General features: G+C 43.7%; 18 protein-coding genes. 8 read left to right on the top strand and 10 right to left on the bottom strand.

The window, feature by feature from the left end; translation table 11 throughout:
* Window positions 1–6: 6 nt before the first annotated feature.
* Window positions 7–1,098: a DUF2066 domain-containing protein gene (locus L5M28_RS11635; RefSeq protein ID WP_198572695.1), complete on the bottom strand. Its 1,092-nt coding sequence runs from the start codon at window positions 1,096–1,098 to the stop codon at window positions 7–9.
* Between the two features lie 215 nt (window positions 1,099–1,313).
* Between L5M28_RS11635 and L5M28_RS11640 the strand changes: the two genes are divergently transcribed.
* Window positions 1,314–2,564, top strand: coding sequence for a uracil-xanthine permease family protein (locus L5M28_RS11640; protein ID WP_028760316.1), 1,251 nt, complete (start codon window positions 1,314–1,316; stop codon window positions 2,562–2,564).
* Between the two features lie 163 nt (window positions 2,565–2,727).
* On the opposite strand, the gene grxD is transcribed toward L5M28_RS11640, so the two are convergent.
* Window positions 2,728–3,060, bottom strand: coding sequence for a Grx4 family monothiol glutaredoxin (grxD, locus tag L5M28_RS11645; RefSeq protein WP_011846572.1), 333 nt, complete (start codon window positions 3,058–3,060; stop codon window positions 2,728–2,730).
* Between the two features lie 225 nt (window positions 3,061–3,285).
* Here grxD and sodB point away from each other — a divergent pair, with 225 nt between their 5' ends.
* The 4 genes from sodB (at window position 3,286) to L5M28_RS11665 (ending at window position 8,961) form a co-directional block, all read left to right on the top strand.
* Window positions 3,286–3,870 carry a superoxide dismutase [Fe] gene (gene sodB / locus L5M28_RS11650; protein ID WP_006081288.1) on the top strand — a complete coding sequence of 195 codons (585 nt, stop codon included), beginning with the start codon at window positions 3,286–3,288 and terminating at the stop codon, window positions 3,868–3,870.
* Between the two features lie 285 nt (window positions 3,871–4,155).
* Complete coding sequence (locus tag L5M28_RS11655) at window positions 4,156–6,090, top strand: PrkA family serine protein kinase (RefSeq protein ID WP_006086332.1); 1,935 nt, start codon at window positions 4,156–4,158, stop codon at window positions 6,088–6,090.
* 66 nt (window positions 6,091–6,156) lie between these two features.
* On the top strand, window positions 6,157–7,425 hold the full coding sequence (locus L5M28_RS11660; RefSeq protein WP_063883574.1) for a YeaH/YhbH family protein: 1,269 nt from the start codon (window positions 6,157–6,159) through the stop codon (window positions 7,423–7,425).
* A gap of 9 nt (window positions 7,426–7,434) precedes the next feature.
* The gene (locus L5M28_RS11665; protein WP_173496550.1) at window positions 7,435–8,961 is read left to right on the top strand and encodes a SpoVR family protein; all 1,527 of its coding nucleotides are present in this window, start codon (window positions 7,435–7,437) and stop codon (window positions 8,959–8,961) included.
* Between the two features lie 84 nt (window positions 8,962–9,045).
* On the opposite strand, the gene fadR is transcribed toward L5M28_RS11665, so the two are convergent.
* Window positions 9,046–9,762, bottom strand: coding sequence for a fatty acid metabolism transcriptional regulator FadR (fadR, locus tag L5M28_RS11670; protein ID WP_028760321.1), 717 nt, complete (start codon window positions 9,760–9,762; stop codon window positions 9,046–9,048).
* 301 nt (window positions 9,763–10,063) lie between these two features.
* Here fadR and nhaB point away from each other — a divergent pair, with 301 nt between their 5' ends.
* The 3 genes from nhaB to L5M28_RS11685 all read left to right on the top strand — a co-directional run bounded on the left by nhaB (window position 10,064) and on the right by L5M28_RS11685 (window position 15,070).
* Window positions 10,064–11,665, top strand: coding sequence for a sodium/proton antiporter NhaB (gene nhaB / locus L5M28_RS11675; protein WP_028760322.1), 1,602 nt, complete (start codon window positions 10,064–10,066; stop codon window positions 11,663–11,665).
* Between the two features lie 89 nt (window positions 11,666–11,754).
* A complete protein-coding gene (dsbB, locus tag L5M28_RS11680) occupies window positions 11,755–12,282 on the top strand; it encodes a disulfide bond formation protein DsbB (protein ID WP_028760323.1) in 528 nt (175 codons plus the stop codon).
* Between the two features lie 160 nt (window positions 12,283–12,442).
* Window positions 12,443–15,070, top strand: a complete 2,628-nt coding sequence (locus L5M28_RS11685) for a PAS domain-containing protein (protein WP_263196046.1) — start codon at window positions 12,443–12,445, stop codon at window positions 15,068–15,070.
* Between the two features lie 14 nt (window positions 15,071–15,084).
* Here the strand turns inward: L5M28_RS11685 and L5M28_RS11690 are convergent, their stop codons facing one another.
* The 7 genes from L5M28_RS11690 to speA form a co-directional block, all read right to left on the bottom strand.
* Window positions 15,085–15,447: an STAS/SEC14 domain-containing protein gene (locus L5M28_RS11690; protein ID WP_028760325.1), complete on the bottom strand. Its 363-nt coding sequence runs from the start codon at window positions 15,445–15,447 to the stop codon at window positions 15,085–15,087.
* A 423-nt stretch (window positions 15,448–15,870) separates the two neighbouring features.
* On the bottom strand, window positions 15,871–16,227 hold the full coding sequence (locus tag L5M28_RS11695; protein ID WP_028760326.1) for a DUF3802 family protein: 357 nt from the start codon (window positions 16,225–16,227) through the stop codon (window positions 15,871–15,873).
* Between the two features lie 176 nt (window positions 16,228–16,403).
* Entirely contained in the window at window positions 16,404–16,979 is a 576-nt protein-coding gene (locus tag L5M28_RS11700) for a YceI family protein (protein ID WP_028760327.1), read from the bottom strand.
* A gap of 155 nt (window positions 16,980–17,134) precedes the next feature.
* The gene (locus L5M28_RS11705) at window positions 17,135–17,587 is read right to left on the bottom strand and encodes a YaiI/YqxD family protein (RefSeq protein ID WP_006081277.1); all 453 of its coding nucleotides are present in this window, start codon (window positions 17,585–17,587) and stop codon (window positions 17,135–17,137) included.
* Window positions 17,588–17,655: 68 nt separating this feature from the next.
* Window positions 17,656–18,294: a pyridoxamine 5'-phosphate oxidase gene (gene pdxH, locus L5M28_RS11710; RefSeq protein ID WP_263144601.1), complete on the bottom strand. Its 639-nt coding sequence runs from the start codon at window positions 18,292–18,294 to the stop codon at window positions 17,656–17,658.
* Window positions 18,295–18,322: 28 nt separating this feature from the next.
* On the bottom strand, window positions 18,323–19,264 hold the full coding sequence (locus L5M28_RS11715; RefSeq protein WP_263203424.1) for an S-adenosylmethionine decarboxylase proenzyme: 942 nt from the start codon (window positions 19,262–19,264) through the stop codon (window positions 18,323–18,325).
* Between the two features lie 159 nt (window positions 19,265–19,423).
* Window positions 19,424–21,337 carry a biosynthetic arginine decarboxylase gene (speA, locus tag L5M28_RS11720; RefSeq protein WP_028760330.1) on the bottom strand — a complete coding sequence of 638 codons (1,914 nt, stop codon included), beginning with the start codon at window positions 21,335–21,337 and terminating at the stop codon, window positions 19,424–19,426.
* Between the last annotated feature and the right edge of the window lie 409 nt (window positions 21,338–21,746).

Raw genomic sequence — 21,746 nt, forward strand, 5'->3', positions numbered from 1 at the left:
AACATCTTAATGTAAACGCCATTCATACACAGGTTTGCCAGTTTGATTAGAGACAGGGCTAAATTCACCTGCACTCACAGGTGCGACCACAGAAATACGCGGCTCTAAGCTTAATAAGCGTTGTAAATCCGTCTCTGAGCCAAATAAATCTAACGAGAAAGTCACAGTATTACCTTGAATATGCGTTAACGTGGCATTTTTAATCGCGCTGAGTTGCTTCAAATATTTTTCAACTTCAACTAATTGCGCCATTTTTTGGATATTAACGAAGGTAACACTCGCACCAAGCTGAGTACCAGTATCGGCAATCGCATACTTAGTAAAATAGTATTCACCTAACGCCGCCATCATAGCGGTAATCGCTTGGGCCGAATTTTCAGCAGTACCGTTGTAACTGAATAACGGTGGCGTCAAAGAATCAATGGTAGCCTTAGTATAAAGATTTAAACGATAACGAACCTGATTCCCGGCGGCATCAATTGCCACTAGCGCCAAAAAGTCAGCTTGATAGCGGCCAGACACACTCGCCACGATGTCGGCAAACATCCCTTTAATATCGTTAGGATTTATACCCATCAACTCATCAAGATCTAAGATAGGCAAGAGTACAGGTATACCGCGGGCATAGGAAAAATCGCTAAAAATCTTACGTTCGGCTAACGCAGATGAGTCACCCAATATCATAGTGTCGCCATCACCAGGCATAGCGACCCAAAATAAGGTCAGCGGGCGTTGAGTTCCCCAAACAGGCAATTGTGCCTGACGCAGTAACGCCACTATGCGGCGGTGCTCAAAACTCGCGGTCAACAGCAATTGGCCATTTTGCTCGATATAACCATACTGGCTCAGCAAGGTATCAGGATTACTGAGCTGAGATTGGATCAGGCTGTTATCGAGGGATCGCGCCGTCCCAGTGTTCTTGATAATGACATGCTCAAGTGCACTTTTTAAGGCTTTGTCGCGTTCAGCAACTGCGCGCGAAGACACAGGCACATTGGCCTCATCTAATTTACTCACCTCAACAGCATTGACGCTATTAATCGTGAACAGACAATATAGAAATGCAATTAAGCTCGGCTTCAATAGGAATTTCAGCATCTTTGAGTAGTTGAAGTAGCGTCAGATGAGACAAATTGTACCATAGTTAGCGCCTTAAGCGAGTCTTGCCAAAATTTAGCCCCATTTCCGTGCCAGCCATAGCACAGAAAACCCAAACAGTGATCAACGTCGGCAAAACAGGCGATTTTCTTCTGCTCAAAATCCAACAAACTGTTATCATTTGGCGGTTTACCCTAAATTAACGAGAATAATAAATGAGACGACTCGCTATCCCCCTACAGGGCGCGCAAATGCTATTTGTGGCCTTCGGTGCCCTAGTACTAATGCCGCTACTTACAGGACTCGACACCAGTGTGGCATTGTTTACCGCTGGTATCGGTACCCTACTCTTCCAATTGATTACTAAACGCCAAGTGCCTATCTTCCTCGCATCTTCCTTCGCCTTTATTGCCCCCATACTTTATGGCGTGCAGACTTGGGGAATTCCATCCACAATGGGCGGCATTATGGCCGCGGGCGTGGTCTACGTCATGCTCGGCGCCTTGGTTAAAGTGCGCGGTACTGACTTTATTCACAGACTATTGCCCCCAGTCGTAGTGGGACCTGTGATCATTATTATCGGCCTTGGCTTAGCCCCCGTGGCAGTGAATATGGCATTAGGCAAGAGTGGTGATGGTAGCTTGACTTTAGTCGCTACAAATACGGCGTTATTTATTTCGCTCGCATCGCTTGGTACCACTATCGCGGTGGCGATTTTCGCAAAGGGCCTACTCAAAGTGATGCCGATTTTAGCAGGTATTATAGTAGGTTACAGTTTAAGCCTAGCCTTTGGTATTGTTGATTTTGCAGTCGTGACCGCTGCAAGCTGGATTGCTATTCCTAAATTTGTCGCGCCAGAATTAAACTGGTATGCCATCGCATTTATGATCCCAGTGGCAATCGCCCCTGCGGTAGAACATATAGGTGATATTCTGGCGATATCCAACGTCACGGGTAAAGATTTTATGAAAAAACCCGGCCTGCATCGCACGCTAACGGGTGACGGGATTGCCACAATTGCAGCCGCAGCCTTTGGTGGTCCACCTAACACGACTTACTCAGAAGTGACAGGTGCAGTAACCTTAACCCGAAATTTTGATCCTAAGATCATGACTTGGACTGCCATTACCGCCATCACTTTAGCCTTCGTTGGCAAACTAGGTGCGCTGATGCAAACTATTCCCGTCCCAGTGATGGGCGGTATTATGTGTTTGCTATTTGGTTCCATTGCCGCAGTTGGCCTCAACACCCTTATTCGTAATCATGTGGATTTATCTGAGCCACGTAATTTAAGTATTGTCGGTGTTACCTTAGTCTTTGGTATCGGCGGCATGGCATTTGGCATAGGTTCATTCAGTCTGACTGGTATTAGCTTGTGCGGTATTGTCGCTATTACCATGAACTTATTATTACCCGCGACTAAGCCACACAATAAACACCACGAGTCTGATGTGACGCCTCATTAATTACGGCTTGAAGACACGATCAATTTCGAAGTAGGTCGTTGAAAAATGACCACTTTATAAAATTGATCGTTTCTTAAGAAACCACCATAAAAAAGGCCGCTGTGATATCAATCACGGCGGCCTTTTTTATGAAGCAATATTTTTATGAAGTAAGAATTAACTCTTACTCTTCAGTCTTGATCTTAGCGGCAGCCGCTTTGATCAAAGGTTGTAATTCGCCTTTTTGGAACATGTCCACTACGATATCACACCCACCGATCAACTCGCCTTCAATCCACAATTGTGGGAAAGTCGGCCAGTTAGCAAACTTAGGTAATTCTGCGCGAATGTCTGGATGCTGAAGAATATCCACGAATGCAAACTGCTCGCCGCAGTTAATCATGATCTGAGCTACCTGTGACGAGAAGCCACAGCTTGGTAACTTAGGAGAGCCTTTCATATAAACAATGATAGGGTTTTCCGTGATCTGCTGCTTAATTTTCTCTACTGTTTCCATTTTGATTCCTAAGTAGGATGACGTTGACTCAATGCGACTATTGTACGTCAGCTAGACGCAGAACAAAATCCCACAGTTTGTAAGGTTATGTCGACATTTGATTTTTCGATGGCGTCTATCTAGTCAATTAGCTAAACAATGATTCACATCACAAATTTTATCGGTACAATAGTCCCAAGTGAGCACGTTTAAGAAACGATAACCTAAGACCATGGAGAGATACTAATGGCTTTCGAATTACCCGCATTACCATATGCAAAGAACGCACTAGAACCACACATTTCTCAAGAAACCATAGAATACCACTACGGCAAGCACCACAACACTTATGTTGTGAAGCTAAACGGCTTAATCGAAGGAACTGATTTTGCTGGCAAATCTTTAGAAGATATCATCAAAACTTCTACTGGCGGCGTATTCAACAACGCAGCTCAAGTGTGGAACCACACTTTCTACTGGAACTGCCTAGCACCAAACGCTGGCGGCGAGCCAACAGGCCCAGTTGCTGATGCAATCAATGCTGCTTTCGGTTCATTCGACGCATTCAAAGCACAATTTACTGATTCAGCAGTAAACAACTTCGGTAGCGCTTGGACATGGTTAGTGAAAAAAGCCGATGGCACACTTGCTATCGTCAACACTAGCAATGCTGCAACGCCACTGACTGACAGCTCAGTAACGCCAATCATGACAGTTGACGTGTGGGAACACGCTTACTACATCGATTACCGTAACGTGCGTCCTGACTACCTTGCCCACTTCTGGCAATTAGTTAACTGGGACTTCGTTAACCAAAACTTCGCAGGTTAATTCATTTAACCTATCGTTGTTGACTGCTGCATGAGCAGTGAGTTAATCCCAGTAAAAAGAGCCCTAGTGGCTCTTTTTTTATGCCCCTCGTTTGCAGTCCATCCCTTATCCATCTGATTGCCCCTCCGTAAACTACAAGTGCAATAATTGCGTTTGCAACTATTTGTTATTGTTTTATTTGATATTTTTTTGACACAGATAGTGAGTTTATGTCTAAGATTAGAGTAGGAAGCTGGCTAGCCAGTTATCCGTTCCATGACATCACTGGCGTTTCAGGGGGTTTATATGGGCATTTTCGAGCATTACCAAAAGCGCTACGAACAAAAACTCGATGAAGAATATTCTTTGCAAGAGTTTCTGGATATCTGCAAAGGAGATCGCAGCGCTTACATGTCAGCATCAGAGCGACTATTGCTTGCAATCGGTGAAGCAGAAGTCATTGATACCGCAAAAAATCCAACACTTAGCCGTATTTTTTCGAATCGACTTATTTCACGCTATCCCGCATTTAAAGATTTCTTCGGCATGGAAGATGCCATAGAGCAAATCGTGGCTTATCTAAAGCACTCGGCTCAAGGATTAGAAGAATCCAAACAAATTTTATACCTACTGGGCCCTGTGGGCGGCGGTAAGTCATCGCTCGCCGAAAAACTCAAAGCCCTGATGCAAAAAGTGCCCATTTATATTCTGAGCGCAAATGGGGTACGTAGCCCTGTCAACGATCATCCCTTCTGTCTATTCGATTTAGAAGAAGATGGTCAGCTGTTAAAAGATGAATTCAACATTCCCAACCGCTATCTCAAAACCATCATGTCGCCTTGGGCGGTAAAACGTCTGCATGAGTTTGGTGGTGATATCTCCAAATTTCGCGTGGTGAAAGTTTTTCCATCGATTCTGGACCAAGTGGCGATAGCGAAAACAGAACCCGGAGATGAAAACAACCAAGACATTTCCTCCCTCGTCGGTAAAGTGGATATTCGTCAGCTCGAGCATTTCTCCCAAGATGATGCCGATGCTTACGCTTATTCGGGTGCATTGTGCCGCGCCAACCAAGGGGTGATGGAATTCGTCGAGATGTTTAAGGCACCGATTAAAGTGCTGCATCCACTACTAACTGCGACGCAAGAAGGCAACTATAACGGCACTGAAGGCCTATCGGCCCTGCCCTATAGCGGAATTATTCTGGCTCACTCAAACGAGTCCGAATGGTCAACCTTCAAAAATAACAAAAACAACGAAGCCTTCCTCGACCGTGTTTACATCGTCAAAGTGCCCTACTGTTTACGGGTTTCGGAAGAACTGCAAATCTATCAAAAACTGCTGATCAACTCTGAGTTATCAAAAGCGCCCTGCGCGCCAGGGACCTTAGAAACCCTAGCGCAATTTAGTGTGTTGTCGCGCATCAAGCCACCTGAAAACTCCTCCATCTACTCTAAGATGCGGGTGTATGACGGTGAAAGCCTGAAAGATACCGATCCTAAGGCTAAGTCTTACCAAGAATACCGTGATTACGCGGGTGTCGATGAAGGCATGAATGGGCTATCTACCCGTTTCGCCTTTAAGATTTTGTCGCGGGTATTTAACTTCGACCATTCAGAAATCGCCGCCAACCCAGTGCATTTATTCTATGTGCTCGAACGGCAAATTGAACAAGAACAGTTCCCCGGTGATACCGCCGAACGTTATCTTGAATTCCTAAAAGGTTATTTGATCCCTAAATATGTGGAGTTTATCGGCAAAGAAATTCAAACCGCTTACTTAGAGTCTTACTCTGAATACGGCCAAAATATCTTCGACCGCTATGTCACCTACGCCGATTTTTGGATCCAAGATCAAGAATACCGCGATCCAGAAACAGGTCAGCTATTCGACCGCGCCGCCCTCAATGCAGAACTTGAGAAGATTGAGAAACCCGCGGGGATCAGCAATCCTAAAGATTTCCGTAATGAAATCGTCAACTTTGTGCTGCGCGCCCGCGCGAATCATGAGGGTAACAATCCGCTATGGACCAGCTACGAGAAACTTCGCACTGTGATCGAGAAGAAAATGTTCTCCAACACAGAAGATTTACTGCCTGTTATTTCCTTTAACGCCAAAACGTCAAACGACGATCAACGCAAACACGATGATTTCGTCAATCGCATGATGGAGAAAGGCTATACCAAAAAACAAGTCCGACTCTTGTCTGAGTGGTATTTACGAGTTCGTAAATCTTCTTAAACTTGCGCTAACTAAGTACAGGGCTTTGGTGTTGCCAAAGCCTTCGCTGGGTTTTGGGAGGTGCGTATGGCGAACTTTATCGATAGACGGTTGAATGCGAAAGGAAAAAGCACAGTCAACCGCCAACGCTTTATCAATAGATATAAGCAACAAATTAAAAAAGCCGTCAGCGATGCAGTGACTCGTCGCAGCGTAACGGATGTAGATAAAGGCGAAAAAATCAGTATCCCAACACGGGATATCAGTGAACCTATGTTTCACCAAGGCAAAGGCGGTGTCAGGGATAGAGTGCATCCCGGTAATGACCAATTTACCCGTGGCGATAAAATTGACCGGCCACCTGGTGGTTCAGGCGGCGGTTCGGGCAAAGGCGAGGCCTCAAACTCGGGTGAAGGCGACGATGACTTTGTGTTCGAAATCTCTAAAGACGAGTATCTAGAGTTATTGTTTGAGGACTTAGAACTCCCCAATCTACAAAAAAATCGCCTCAATAAACTGGTGGAATACCAAATTTACCGTGCTGGGTTCACCAATGATGGCGTCCCCGCTAACATCAATATTGTCCGTTCATTACGTTCATCCCTTGCACGTCGCATTGCGATGTCGGCCAGTAAAAAGAAACTATTAAAAGAGTTAGAACAAGAACTTGCTGAACTGGAAAATATTCCAGGTACTAAGGCTGAGTTGATTTTGGATTTAAAAGCTCAAATTGAGGAGTTAAAACAAAAGATTGCTAGAGTGCCGTTTATCGATACCTTCGATCTGCGCTTTAATAATTATGCGAAACGAGAAATCCCCTCTAGCCAAGCTGTGATGTTCTGTTTAATGGATGTGTCTGGTTCTATGGATCAGGCAACTAAAGATATGGCAAAACGCTTCTATATCTTGCTGTATTTGTTCCTCACTCGTACCTATAAAAATTTAGAAGTGGTTTACATTCGTCACCATACCCAAGCCAAAGAAGTCGATGAACACGAGTTCTTTTACTCCCAAGAAACGGGCGGCACCATAGTGTCCAGTGCATTGAAATTAATGCATGAAATTCAACAAGCCCGCTACCCCGCCGATGAGTGGAATATTTACGCAGCCCAAGCATCCGACGGTGATAACTGGGCTGACGATTCACCTACCTGTAGGCAATTGTTAGAACAAAAAATATTGCCACTCGTGCGCTACTACAGCTATATCGAAATCACCAATCGCGCCCATCAAACCCTGTGGCGCGAATATGAATCCCTGCAACAGCATTACGACAACATCGCCGTGCAGCATATACGTCAAGCCGAAGATATTTACCCTGTCTTTAGGGAGCTATTCAAGAAACAAGCGGTTTAAGGGGGCACTATGGGGATAACTAAATCAACATCTTGGACACCACTGAGCGATGGTCCCGACTGGAGCTTCGAGCTACTGCAAGACTACCTCAAGGAAATTGAGCGGGTGGCAGCGCTCTATAAACTCAGCACTTACCCAAATCAAATTGAAGTCATCACTGCTGAACAGATGATGGATGCTTATGCTGGCATAGGCATGCCCATAGGTTACACCCATTGGTCTTTCGGCAAACGTTTTATCGAAACCGAGCAAGGTTACAAACGTGGCCAAATGGGGCTCGCCTATGAAATTGTAATTAACTCTAACCCCTGTATCGCTTACTTAATGGAAGAAAACACCATCACAATGCAGGCGCTGGTGATAGCTCACGCCTGTTTCGGACATAACAGCTTTTTTAAAAACAATTACTTATTTAAGACATGGACAGATGCGAGCTCGATTATTGACTACCTTGTCTTTGCTAAAAACTACATCAGTGACTGCGAGCAAAAATACGGTGTAGAACAAGTCGAAAGCGTCATAGACTCCTGTCATGCGCTAATGAACTATGGTGTCGATCGTTATAAACGTCCCTCTGAAATCTCATTCAGGGAAGAACAAGCAAGACAAAAGGATCGCGAGGCTTACCTTCAAAGCCAAGTAAATGATTTATGGCGCACCATTCCGACCCATCAACATGAGCAGTCTCAATCTAAAAAACGTCGTTTCCCCGCCGAACCGCAGGAAAATATTTTATATTTTATCGAAAAAAACGCTCCTTTGCTTGAACCATGGCAAAGGGAAATAATCCGTATTGTGCGTAAAATGGCGCAATATTTTTATCCGCAAAAACAAACTCAAGTCATGAATGAAGGCTGGGCAACCTTCTGGCATTACACTATCTTGAATCACTTGTACGACGATGGCGTGGTCACTGATCGCTTCATGATCGAGTTTTTGCAAAGCCATACAGGCGTTGTGGCCCAACCCGATTACAACAGTCGTTATTACAGTGGCATCAACCCATACGCCTTAGGTTTTGCTATGTTCACCGATATTCGGCGTATTTGTGAAAATCCAACCGATGAAGATAAAGCTTGGTTTCCCGACATTGCTGGCAGTAATTGGATTGAAACCTTACACTTTGCGATGCAAAACTTTAAAGATGAAAGTTTTATTAGCCAATATCTTTCACCTAAAGTTATCCGCCAATTTAAATTGTTCGGTATCCATGATGATGAGAAACGCAATTATCTTTCGGTATCCGCGATCCACGATGAACGGGGCTATCAAGATATTCGCCAGTTACTATCACAACAATATAACCTGTCTAATATTGAGCCAAATATCCAAGTACATAATGTGGAAATCAACGGTGATCGATCCTTAACCTTACATTATGTGCCAAATAACGATATTCCCTTAGCCAATAGCCATAAAGAAGTATTAAAGCATTTACATCGATTATGGGGTTTCACTGTCACCTTAGAGCAAAAAAATGCAGATGCGAGTATTAGCGTCTTAGCATCCTGCCCTGAAGCCAATAAACCAGAATAATAAGCACAATAAAAAGGCCGTTTCCAATTGAAACGGCCTTTTTGTTTATTTAGCGCTATCTTAACACGATATCACTCACAGAGATTAATGATCTTGAGCAATAGAAGCTGGCATATCTTCGCGTAATTGTAACCACATCTTACCGCTATTCATGCCATAGGTACGCATTAGCGCAGAGACATCGAGGTAATTTTTCGCCTGAGCCAACAGTTCTAATTCTTTGTAAAAGTTCAATGCTAATAAACGCGCATCTGAGCTGGTAAAGTAATAACGCCCAACTCGACTATACAAACCTTTAAATCCGTTTAATATCAAAACGTAAAGTGGATTTCCAGACGAAAACGCTAAGGTGTGATGCAGTAAGTAGTCAAATTCAGCATAGGATTCAGCCGTATCTTCAAGCTGGTGTATCTTTGCAAGTACCTCCACAGCGGTATCCGGGTTATAACGCAAAGCACCGCGAAAATAGATAGCACTAACGTTCGTTCTAGCTGACAAGAGTTGGTCAACCAATACCGGAAAACCCTCGGGATTCAAATCAGCAATAGTCTCAAGGATGTTTAAACCTGAGGTTTCCCAAAAGTTGTTAACCCGTGTTGGTTTGCCATGCTGAATTTTCAACCAACCGTCACGCGCCAAGCGCTGTAGCACCTCACGCAAAGTGGTGCGAGTCACACCAATCAATTCTGAAAGCTCACGTTCAGCCGGTAAAATGGACCCTGGAGGAAATTTGTTTTCCCAAATTGATCTCACAATATACTTCTCTGCAAAACTTGCAGGTCCTTTGGCATTGATAATCATCAGCCCACTTATCCAGTTGTTGTGCGTCGTAATGGTCACTGATCATACCAGAGCGGTAAAAAATGGAAACCATTCACTTAAAATCACTGTGTTATCGCCATGTAAATGTCACAGAATCGTTCAAAAAAACGACCAAGGTCAATACAGGATGGGCCAATTTTGCCGCTTAGCTCCGCTTTTTGAAATGTCGGTATCAGTAACTCATTACATTAGCTTTCTCTTTAGGCTAGACTCATTTAACTAACGCAGGTATTGATAATAATCACGTGCAATTTTTAACATAATTAGAAGAGAGGCTGCCATGCCGGCGACAATGAGTCAGGCGTTTATTGGGAACTTCTTAGGAAATTCTCCTAAGTGGTACAAAACCGCAATACTGTCATTTTTAATTATCAATCCAATACTCTTTTTCTATGTCGACCCCTTTGTGGCTGGTTGGGTATTGGTTCTAGAATTTATTTTTACCTTAGCAATGGCATTAAAATGCTATCCATTACAGCCTGGCGGATTATTGGCAATTGAAGCCGTCGCGATCGGAATGACATCGGCAAGCCAAGTCTTACATGAAATAGAAGCCAACCTCGAAGTATTATTACTCTTGGTGTTTATGGTCGCTGGTATATATTTCATGAAGCAATTGCTGCTATTTGGCTTCACGAAAATCATTACTAAAGTGCGCTCTAAAATTTTAGTGTCATTAATGTTTTGTTTGGCTTCAGCCTTTTTATCAGCCTTCTTAGATGCGTTAACGGTTATTGCCGTCATTATCGCGGTCGCTGTGGGTTTCTATTCTATTTACCACAAGGTCGCTTCTGGAAAAGATTTCGGCGCTGATCACGATCATACCTCTGAAGGTAAAAATGATGATGGTGAAGATCAGTTAAACGAAGAAGAACTCAGTGCATTCCGTGGTTTCCTACGTAATCTGTTAATGCATGCGGGTGTGGGTACTGCGCTGGGCGGCGTGTGTACTATGGTCGGTGAACCACAAAACCTTATTATCGCCGCGCAAGCAAATTGGCAATTTGGTGAATTCGCCGTGCGTATGTCACCCGTTACTGTTCCTGTATTAATCTCGGGTATCTTAACTTGTTACTTAGTTGAAAAGTTTGGCATTTTTGGTTATGGCGCTAAGTTGCCAACGGCAGTTCATCGGATCTTATGTGAATATGCCGCCCATGAAGATGCGCGCCGTACCAATAAAGACAACATGAAGTTAATTGTCCAAGCCTTAGTGGGTGTCTGGTTGATCGCAGGACTTGCATTGCACTTGGCCTCAGTGGGCCTAATTGGTCTTTCTGTAATTATTTTAACCACAGCCTTTAACGGCGTTACCGATGAGCATGCCCTCGGTAAAGCTTTCGAAGAAGCACTGCCTTTTACCGCGTTATTAGCAGTCTTCTTTGCGGTTGTTGGCGTGATTATCGACCAGCACTTATTCGCACCAGTGATCCAATGGGCACTGAGTTATCAAGGCAATACTCAGTTGGTGATTTTCTATATCGCCAACGGATTACTGTCTATGGTGAGTGATAACGTGTTCGTCGGCACTGTGTATATTAACGAAGTGAAAGCGGCATTGATTAACGGTCAAATCAGCCGTGATCAATTCGACTTGCTGGCCGTTGCGATTAATACTGGAACTAATTTACCTTCGGTTGCCACACCCAATGGTCAAGCGGCGTTCTTGTTCCTACTAACCTCAGCCCTAGCACCACTTATCCGCTTATCCTATGGCAGAATGGTATGGATGGCATTGCCTTACACTATCGTGCTGTCTATCGTAGGTGTCATGGCGATTCAAACGGGTTTCTTAGAACAAGCTACCCAATATTTCTATGATTCCCAGATAATCATCCATCACAGCGCTAGTGAAGTTTTAGAGCCGATGACTGGACATTAATCTTCTTTATTGACTGAACTTTATTTAATAAGTAGAGTCCAAAAAACGCCCCATGTCTGAGGGCGTTTTTTGTTGATATGGAGCTCACTTTGACTGTAATGACTCGCTTTGCCCATTCCCGTTCATCTTGGTTTATTCTCGCAGGCACAGCCCTTGGGTTAGAAGCAGCCGCCCTGTATTTTCAATATGTTATGAAACTGGAACCCTGTGTCATGTGTATTTACCAAAGACTCGCTATTTTTGGTTTATTGGCAGCAGGCCTCATTGGCATGACAGCCCCAAAATATCGAATAGTCAGGATCTTAGCTGCCGTGCTCTGGGCCATCAGTGCAACTTGGGGATTAAAACTAGCTTTATCGCTCGTAGATATGCAAGCCAACCCATCCCCTTTTTCAACCTGTTCATTCTTACCTGAATTTCCAGCTTGGATGCCATTACACGAATGGTTCCCTGCCGTTATGATGCCTACTGGCATGTGTACTGATGTACCTTGGGTCTTTATGGGTGTAACGATGCCCGAATGGATGGTAGTGGCTTTCAGTGGCTTCTTGGTCGCTTGGTTACTCTTTATTGTGCCTGTCCTAAGTGGTTCAAATAAACCGTCTCTTTATAAATAACGAGTTTGAGATAAGGCAGGCATAAAACCTGCCTTTTTATTGACGATTATATTCCACTTATCCTATTCAATCCTCGCAACTTAAACATATGCCAATAGCAAAACAGTGAGAAAGCGCTACACTGGCTCAATGAAAAGTGGTGATTTGGAAACTGGGGATTATGGGAAAAAGTTCGACATCTGAGCCACACACGCCATTAACCCAATGGCAAAACAGTTTGCCATTCAAATTTAGCCTTATTCAGCTCGTCATTGCCGCTATTTTGATTTGTAGTACAGCTTGGGTGATGCTGAGCATTCAACGCCAACAAGTTCTTGATCAGCAAGCCGTGTTAAACCAAAACTATGGCCAGTTGATTATCGCTAAACTGCAAGAAATGACTTCACAGGTTGAAACCGTAGTCGACTCAATTTCCAGTATCGCCAAACTTTACCGCTATGATCATGAGCAACTGGTGAAAACCATTCCCACGTTGCTGAAACTCGATAGTCAACAACGCATCATCTCTGGCGGCGGCGTCTGGCCGGAACCCGGCGCGTTTAATCAGCAAAAATTTCGAGATAGCCTGTTTTGGGCACACAATGTAAACGATGAATTAGTCGCCATTGATTCCTATAACAAAGACACGTTCCCAAGCTACCACACCGAAGAATGGTATCGCCCGACGCGCTATTTTCCTGCAGGTAAAATTTTCTGGTCAAAATCTTATTTCGATCCGACAACCCATGAGTCAATGATCACAGCCTCAGGCGCTATGTGGATGGACCATCAGTTTATTGGTGCCGCCACTGTGGATATCAGTTTAGAAAAGCTCAATGTGCTATTACGCAATACTATGATTAATGTCAGAGGCTATGTCATAGCTTTAGATCATCAAAACCAAGTACTCGCCTATCCAGATGCCAATAACGATCTTAAGCATCAAACCAATACCAATCATTCTTTCGTCACCTTCAATCATCTCGCCAGCCAACAGCCAGATTTCAGCCCCGTCGAAGTCGCATTACAGAGTGCAGATAAAGCCTTTATAGAAGCGGCGATTGCCGAGCGCGTTTTTACCCAAGAACAGATGCAGCATCTAACGAGACTAAGTCATCAAAATGAGCGTGACATGTTAGCGGCCATCGTAAATAACAATGCCTTAAATCATTTTACTGCCCCGAAATTACTGACGTCGGTAACTTTGACCCATGATCCAATCCTTAAAACGGCATCTCTCGTTTCGGTATTTCTCATGCCAAATACCTATTGGAAGGTACTTGTCGTCACCCCAATTTCACCGCTGCAGGATACCGCTAAACATTTAATCGAAAAGGTCGGCGTTTATTTAGTCTGTATTCAACTATTAGGCTTAATTCTATTATTCTTACTCCAGCACCGACTATTTATTACCCCCATTATTGAAATCGTCCAAGCCTTAAAACGTAATGATTCCGCCTCTATCGAACTCAAAGCCAATAACAGCCATGACGAAATTGGCTTATTGGCAAAAACATTCCTGTCGCGTACTCGACAGCTTGAAGTGGCAATGGCGAGCTTAGATGCGAGTAACCTGGCACTAGAACAGCAATTGCAGAGCCAAAACCTGTTTCAACTGGAGTTAAAGCGCCATAAAGAACAATTGAGGGCTTTGCTTAAATTTTCTCAAAATCTCATCTATATCAAAGATCTTCACGGTAAATATATTCTCGTCAATGACAAATATTGTGAAATCTTAGGTATAGAACGCAGACGCATTATTGGCACCTCTGATTTTGAGATATTTCCCAGCCAATTTGCCCACGAGTATCAACAAAATGATCGACGCGTTCTGCATAATCATGAAGCCATAAACTTCGAAGAAGCTATTCCATCGCCCCTAGGCAATCTTATTTATATCGTGACTAAATTTAAGATCAAAGATGATGACGATACCGTTATTGCAGTCGGTGCTATTGCCTTTGATATCACCTTACAAAAAATTAAAGAGCAAGAACAAGAAAAGTTACTTTTAGGGCAAGTCGAGGCGCTTAATCACCTACAAGAACAAGTTCGTCTCAGTAATCAACATAACCATGAACTCTATCTGCTCCAAGACAAATCAACCCAATTGCTTGAGAAGCATCATCAACTCAATCTCAGTCGTGAACAAAGCCAACAGCTAATGCAAAATTTTCTAGCTGAAATGATGACGCAAATTATGCATGAACAAGATCAGCTACTCGCCAAAGTGTGCCAACTTCAGCCAATAGATAATGCTAACGACCAAAATCAGATCACCGAAATCATGGTGACTCAGGCAGATAAATTGCGACATATTGCCCAGTTATTAACGAATCATCAAAATGACATTCGGCCACTGCATCTCGCACAATTTATGCGCCATCTCTTAGGGTTGCTAAAGGTACAACTAGCTAAAACAAATGTGGAAATAGCGTTAAATTGTGAAGAAAATATCATCCTTGATGGCCCTTCATGGCAATATTTGCAGCTGTTTTATCGTCTAATCACCAACACGTTGAATCATGCATTTAAAGCTCACAATGAACAGCGTGAAATAACCATTAATATCGACAAGTCGAGCGAAGAGTTACACATCAGTATTATCGATAATGGGATAGGTATGACAGAGCCGCAACTCGCACAGTTACGACAAGAACTAGCGCAAGAACTCTGCCTTGGAACACTGACCTGTATAAATCTGTGGCTTAAAAATGATCTCAATGGCAGCCTTAGCATCAGTAGCCACTTGAACCAAGGCACACACATTCAATGTTGTTGGCCACTGAGTACAGATTTAGAACCGTGATAAATAAAGGTGCGTTATTGATCTAACCATGCCTTAGCTTGGCTATGTTCATCGGCGGTAAATACCTTTACCGGACATGGCAGCATGCAGGCTAGCGCATTAACCATAGCATTTGTTTGAGTGGCATTGGCAATCATCACGACCCTTGAAAAATCACTTAAATGAAATAAACCTAATACCGCATCATCCCACAGGGCCCCAACGGATATACCTTCAAATTCAGGGGAAAACTCGTACCAAAGGCGAATGCTGGCGTGGTCTTGCAGCTTGGCTTCTATGGCGGGAACCAAATAGCCTTCAACATCCCCATGGTTAACACGGCCAGATGCGACCACTGCCAATATATCATCAGCATGACCCGAAGAAATCGTTAGCATTGAACACTCCTTATCAATACATGAAGGGAAAAATAGTTAAAGCTCATACACTAAAGATACACAGACAATGACATAAATGCGGGAAAGATGGGCTTTTTATTTTAAGCTAACACCATTTTATACATACACATCAGCAATGCAAATGACGCCAAAAGGAGCGAATCCACAGCGATGACTCGCATAACCCAGCAACAAAACTTAGTCGCAGAACTCGATGAAAAATGGTGACCATACGAAATAACATGAGGTGAAGCAAAGAGAAGATATTTACCTCACACTCAAGGCTGCTACTGCTCGAGGTTAACAATAAGTGTGAGGAAACACATGGTACTCAAACGATGGTGATTTACGCTGCTAAAAAATAGTATTAGTCATGACTTACCTAAAATCATGCATTAATAAATAATCTAATTGCTATTCTGACTAAGCACTCACTTGAAGTTTAGCGATTTCTTGATCGAACAAATTCTTAATCAAACTAGAAAACTCGGTAATAAATAAAGTCTGTGCGGGAGTCGCTTTATGGTTGGCAACTGAAGCTAAAATTTCTTCTAAATCATACACAATTGCATCCACTTCACGGATAATCACATTACGTTGCGTAAAAGACAACGATGGATTTTGGCCACACACCATAATGATCTGTGCCGACAATTGCTCTTCAAATAATTCCATCACAGTATCGTCTGAAACTACCTCTGAACCTGGTGTTTCAAATAAGCCAAGATGTTCAGTTAAATACTGGACCAAATGCATGTAACCATCTTTATCTGTGACCATTTTTTACCCTTTAAACTCATTAACTTAATATCTATTGTGATGCTATTAATAGCACATCAGAAAATATCAAAGAAGCCAAAAGCTCGGCTTCTTATCAAGATCTAGCATACGCCACTTATTTAACTCTAGCCTATCTTCGATAACAGACGTATTGATCTATACCAATCTTATTGAAGTTACTGAGTTAAGGTTAGTACAAATGACACAGGAACAGCTTGACTAATACTCGATAAACCCGCAATTTCACGTAATTTATCAATCCCAGCCACAAGATCAAACTCATTGGCATTAACAATTACCGGTTGAAAACTGTTCACTAAAAGTTTGTTATCAGAAACTTTAGTGATAATCACCGAAAAAGCCTTAGTTTGCGATTTGCCGTGTAACGCAATTTTTCCATCAATATCAAAAACTTTACTCTCACCGACGCCAAGATTTTTTAGTATCTTAGGGTCTACTTGTGATGACAGTTTCAGCTCTGGATACAAAGACACTTCAAATAACAAATTTTGCATCCGCTCATCGCGGACATCAATACCCGTTGCCACACCGATTAGTGGAATTGTTAATTCAAATTGACCGTTATCTTTTAGCGTACCTTTGAGTTGTTTAAAGTGATGGACTTCACCTATATCACCTTTCTTTACCGAAATAAAACTGACTCGCGAATCTTGTTCCATCACTTGCCATTGCGCGGCACAGCTAAAACTGGCCATAGCAGATAAGGCGACAATTCCCATCCATTTTTTCATCATATCCGTCCTTAAAGAGTGAGTTTAAAAGCCATGCCGTAAAGAAATTCGACATCCGCAACAGGCTAAAATCCTGCCCAGTTAAACGTGATCAACATCACCTAACTTAAGCTAAAGATACTCTGTTTATCCATTAGCGACCAGTAAACTATGATTCATACGCGCACTAACCATTTATCTAAGCTATTGGCAAAAGCCTGTTTATCTGCTTGAGAAAACGAATCAGGCCCGCCGGTGTGCACGCCAGAACCGCGCAAATCCTCCATAAAATCGCGCATCGTCAGCTTTTGTTTTATGTTATCGACGGTATAAAGCTCGCCACGGGGATTGAGCGCCAAGGCGCCCTTTTCAATGATTAAAGCCGCTAAGGGAATATCCGCGGTGATCACTAAATGCGTCGGTTCAACATGATCGACAATATATTGATCTGCCACATCAAATCCCGCACCGACGCGAATTTGGCTGATATAGGGAGATGGCGGTACGCGGATCATCTGATTAGCCACCAGCACCAGCGGCAGGGCTTTGCGCTCCGCCGCTCGAAACAGGATTTCTTTGATAGGATTAGGGCATGCATCCGCATCAACCCAAATTTTATAATCACTCAATGTCTTTTAACTCTGTTGTTAGGTTCACGAGCTCAGTTCTATGTTGAGCTATCGAACTATGCGCCGTACTATGGCGCTAAACGATCGATTTCCCACTCTGCATCATGGCGGGTATACATAAAACGATCATGCAGCCTATGTTCTCCACCCTGCCAAAATTCGATACTCGAAGGTCTCACTAAGTAACCGCCCCAAAAACTAGGTAAAGGCACATCGCCCTTGGCGAACTTAGCTTTCATTTCGAAGAATTTGCCTTCAAGTACTTGTCTAGCGCTGAGTTTACTCGACTGCTGCGATACCCAAGCCGCAATTTGGCTGTCCTTAGGACGGGTCATAAAGTATTTAAGCACTTCAGCGGTGGACAGTGCCTGCGCTTCACCGAGCACCGATACTTGACGCTCTAGAGGATGCCAAGGGAAATGCAAACTGACTTTATTATTAGCAGCAATTTGCTGTGCTTTGCGGCTGCCAAGGTTAGTAAAAAATACGAAACCTGTGTCATCAAAACGCTTAAGTAATACTATTCGTTGAAAAGGTTGGCCGTGCTCATCCACAGTCGCCACACACATGGCGGTGGGATCGCTAAGCTCTGCATCCCTCGCCTGCGTCATCCACAGTTCAAACAAATCCATCGGGTTTTGCGGTAAGTCGGCACGTCTTAAGCCGCCTTTGGCATACTCGCGGCGGATATCACTGAGATCTGTCATAGGGTTTCCTTAAGCAAACGCCAAAAATTCACATGAGTTCAGGGATCAGCACTTCAGCCTGAAGCTGCTGATAGTGGCTAAAACCAATGTCATAACCTTGCTCGGTCGTTAATGAACACCGCCCTAAGCATAAATGGGCAGGAAATCCCTGCGTTGAGTCGTCGGTATTAAAGCGGATTGTGTCCCAACTGACAGGAGCAAACAAGGCTAATAGACGCGCTAATAGATCTTGCGGATACTGCGCTAAATCCAGATTCGTTTCAAAGCTCACATAGGAGCTAGCGCACGCATTCTCGCTTTGAGGCGTAATATGCAAAGTAACATAATATTTGCCCCAAATACCGTTCATCGAAAAGCCTGACGGATCAAATAAATGGGCGTCAATCTCAAATTCAGGGAGTAAATCGTTAAGTTCGAGTGCAGTGCAAATCTCATCTTTACTCTGCGAGCCGCCATTAAGATAGTCAGCAAATTCGCCACGAATGTGGTACATCAACAGCTCACTAGTTTGATCATCCTTTGGTGCTCGATAATCACTGTCAGAGCAAAAAAAATAGTGATGATGGCTGTCGAGATGGCCCACTCGAAAGGCTTTACCGGCGATACGTTGGCGCAATTTGCCAATATCCTCGGAAAAACTCGTGGTTTGCAGATGAGCTTGGTATTCGTTTTTACGCTGATAACTCACCAATGCCATGGCAGGCACGCCAAGCGCGCCGATAAAGTAACAAGCGGCGTCCACTAGGGTACTGTTACCACAGGTGAGCATGACAAATCTGTCGTGCCATACAAACAAGCTGGATTCACTCAACAGATAAGCATCACAGTCTGCATTACTTAACTGCGACAAAATCTCGGCGTGGGCACAGTTGACTAAGGCAGACCAAAAACTCACATCGAGTTCTCGTAAATTCGGCGCAGACGCCGTCACGATAATCTCGAGTTTTTTTTCTGAACCTTCAAAAAACATCAACCCTTTGACCTCATGCTCGTCACTCATCCTTTACTTGATCCTAGAACAACGCGATTTTACACGACTAAAACGGCAATAAAAGCGAAAAATCTGTCCTTATAAAAACAAAAATCAGCCGAGGTTACCCAAGGCTGATTTATTTTAACACGCTAGAAATTAAGAAAAATCTTCTAAATAGGTATAGCCTTTCAGCCCTAGTTGCAATTCTTCTAAAATTTGTGCGCGTTCACCTTCGGCGATATGCAGATTCACTAACTCTTCATAAGTGCGCATAAAGGCCACCGCATCTAAGTTAACGTAACGCAATACGTCAGCAACCGTGTCACCCGCCAATACAGATTCGATGTTAGTCACACCATTATCTTCGATGCGAACCACTGCTGAGTTTGTATCACCAAACAGGTTATGCATATCACCCAAGATTTCTTGGTATGCACCCACAAGGAAGAAACCAATCAGGTATGGGCTATCCGCACTCCATGCTGGCACTGGCAGCGTGGTTTCAATCCCTTGACCATCAACGTATTGATCGACAATACCGTCAGAGTCACAGGTGATATCGAGCATGACAGCACGGCGCTCAGGGGCTTTATCTAGGCCCGATAATGGCAATACTGGGAACACTTGGTCAATACCCCAAGCATCGGGTAATGACTGGAATAATGAGAAGTTAACAAAGAACTTATCGGCTAACTTTTCATTGAGTTCATCAATGATAGGTCTGTGATAACGGTTTTTCGCACTCAATAGCCCTTGCACTTCATGACACACGCGCAGGTTAGCTTGCTCAGCCCACGCACGCTCCGCTAAGGTCAATTGACCTAAAGCGAATAGCGAATGCGCTTCTTGTAAGTCACTTTGGCTATCGTGGTAAATTTCAATCAAAGCACGTTGATCGGCGCGGCCGCTGATCTCAGACCATGAATGCCACATGTTATGCAATAACTGTGGTGAATCTTCCGCTGGCGGTTGAATATCTTCAGGCTGATAAGCTTCAGTACCGATAACATCGGTGATAAGCACTGCATGGTGCGCCGTTAAGTAACGACCCGATTCTGAAATAATACGTGGCATAGGTTGCTCGTATTCATTACAGATGTCAGTCAATACGTTAACTATGTTGTTGGCGTATTCGGTCAGGCCATAGTTCATCGAGTTATTACTTTGGCTACGAGTACCATCGTAATCCACCGCTAAACCACCACCGACGTCAAAGCAGTTAACGCTTGCGCCTAATTCACGTAATTCACAGTAGAAACGACCCGCTTCACTCACACCTTGGCGAATATCACGGATATTAGCGATTTGCGAACCTAAGTGGAAATGCAGCAATTGCAGCGAATCCAGCATATCGTGTTGCTTAAGTTGCTCTACAACCAGCAAAATTTGCGCAGCAGATAAACCGAACTTAGATTTTTCACCGCCGCTCGCCTGCCACTTGCCTTTGCCTTGGAACGCTAAACGCGCACGTAGACCTAAACGCGGTGTCACCCCCAGACGTTTAGATTCAGCTAACACCATTTTCAGTTCAGACAGTTTTTCTAAAACGATGTAAACCTTGTGGCCTAACTTTTCACCAATCAGTGCTAAACGGATATATTCATTATCTTTATAACCATTACATACAATGACTGAACTGGCTTTTTGCGCCATGGCTAACACAGCCATCAGCTCAGGCTTACTGCCCGCTTCTAAACCCAGTTGTGGTACTTCTTTTGATGCCTGACTCGCCAGGATCTCTTCCACCACAGTTTGCTGTTGGTTTACTTTAATCGGGTAAACCAGCAAATAGTCCGCCTGATACTCGTACTTCTGTATCGCTTGGTCGAATGCTTGGCACAAACTGTTCACTCTGTGGTGCAGGATCTGCGGAAAACGAACTAGTACAGGTAAAGCGACTCCCGCCTTAACCATGTCTTTGGCTAGCTCATTTAAGCCAATCTTGTAATCAGGATTTTTGGGGTCCGGTGACACAGTCACCTCACCTTGATCGCTAATCCCATAAAAACCTTGGCTCCAGTGAGTAACATTGTACCCAGCACGAGCATCATCAATAGACCAATCATTCATTATTATTTAGCCCGTCTATTAAAAAATGGGTTAAACGGTTATGGCTTAATAGCACAACCGCCCGTTCGACAAACCCAGGCAAAGGGACACCTTACCTGACATACACGAAGGTAGATTTTACCTTCTCCTTAATGCCGCAACGTCACGCTAGTGTAAGTGACATTGCGGCGATTTTCATTAATAGCGCTAGAGACAACTCATCTTAGCGCAATACATCGTATCATATTGACGGGAAAGCTGATTCCCTTACCTCAGTAAAGCTATCTTTACTTGCCTCGCTTGCATTTATCCTCAGGCTAAAGGGCGAAAATACCGCCAAAAAGCCAAATAAGATCCTGAGTCGCATCCTTAAAACATCAAGCTAATAAGTAGCTTAAAGACGTTCAAAAGAGGTTAAGACCTTCAGAAA

Source organism: Shewanella sp. SW32, from assembly GCF_025653365.1.
GTDB classification, from domain to species: Bacteria; Pseudomonadota; Gammaproteobacteria; order Enterobacterales; family Shewanellaceae; genus Shewanella; species Shewanella oncorhynchi.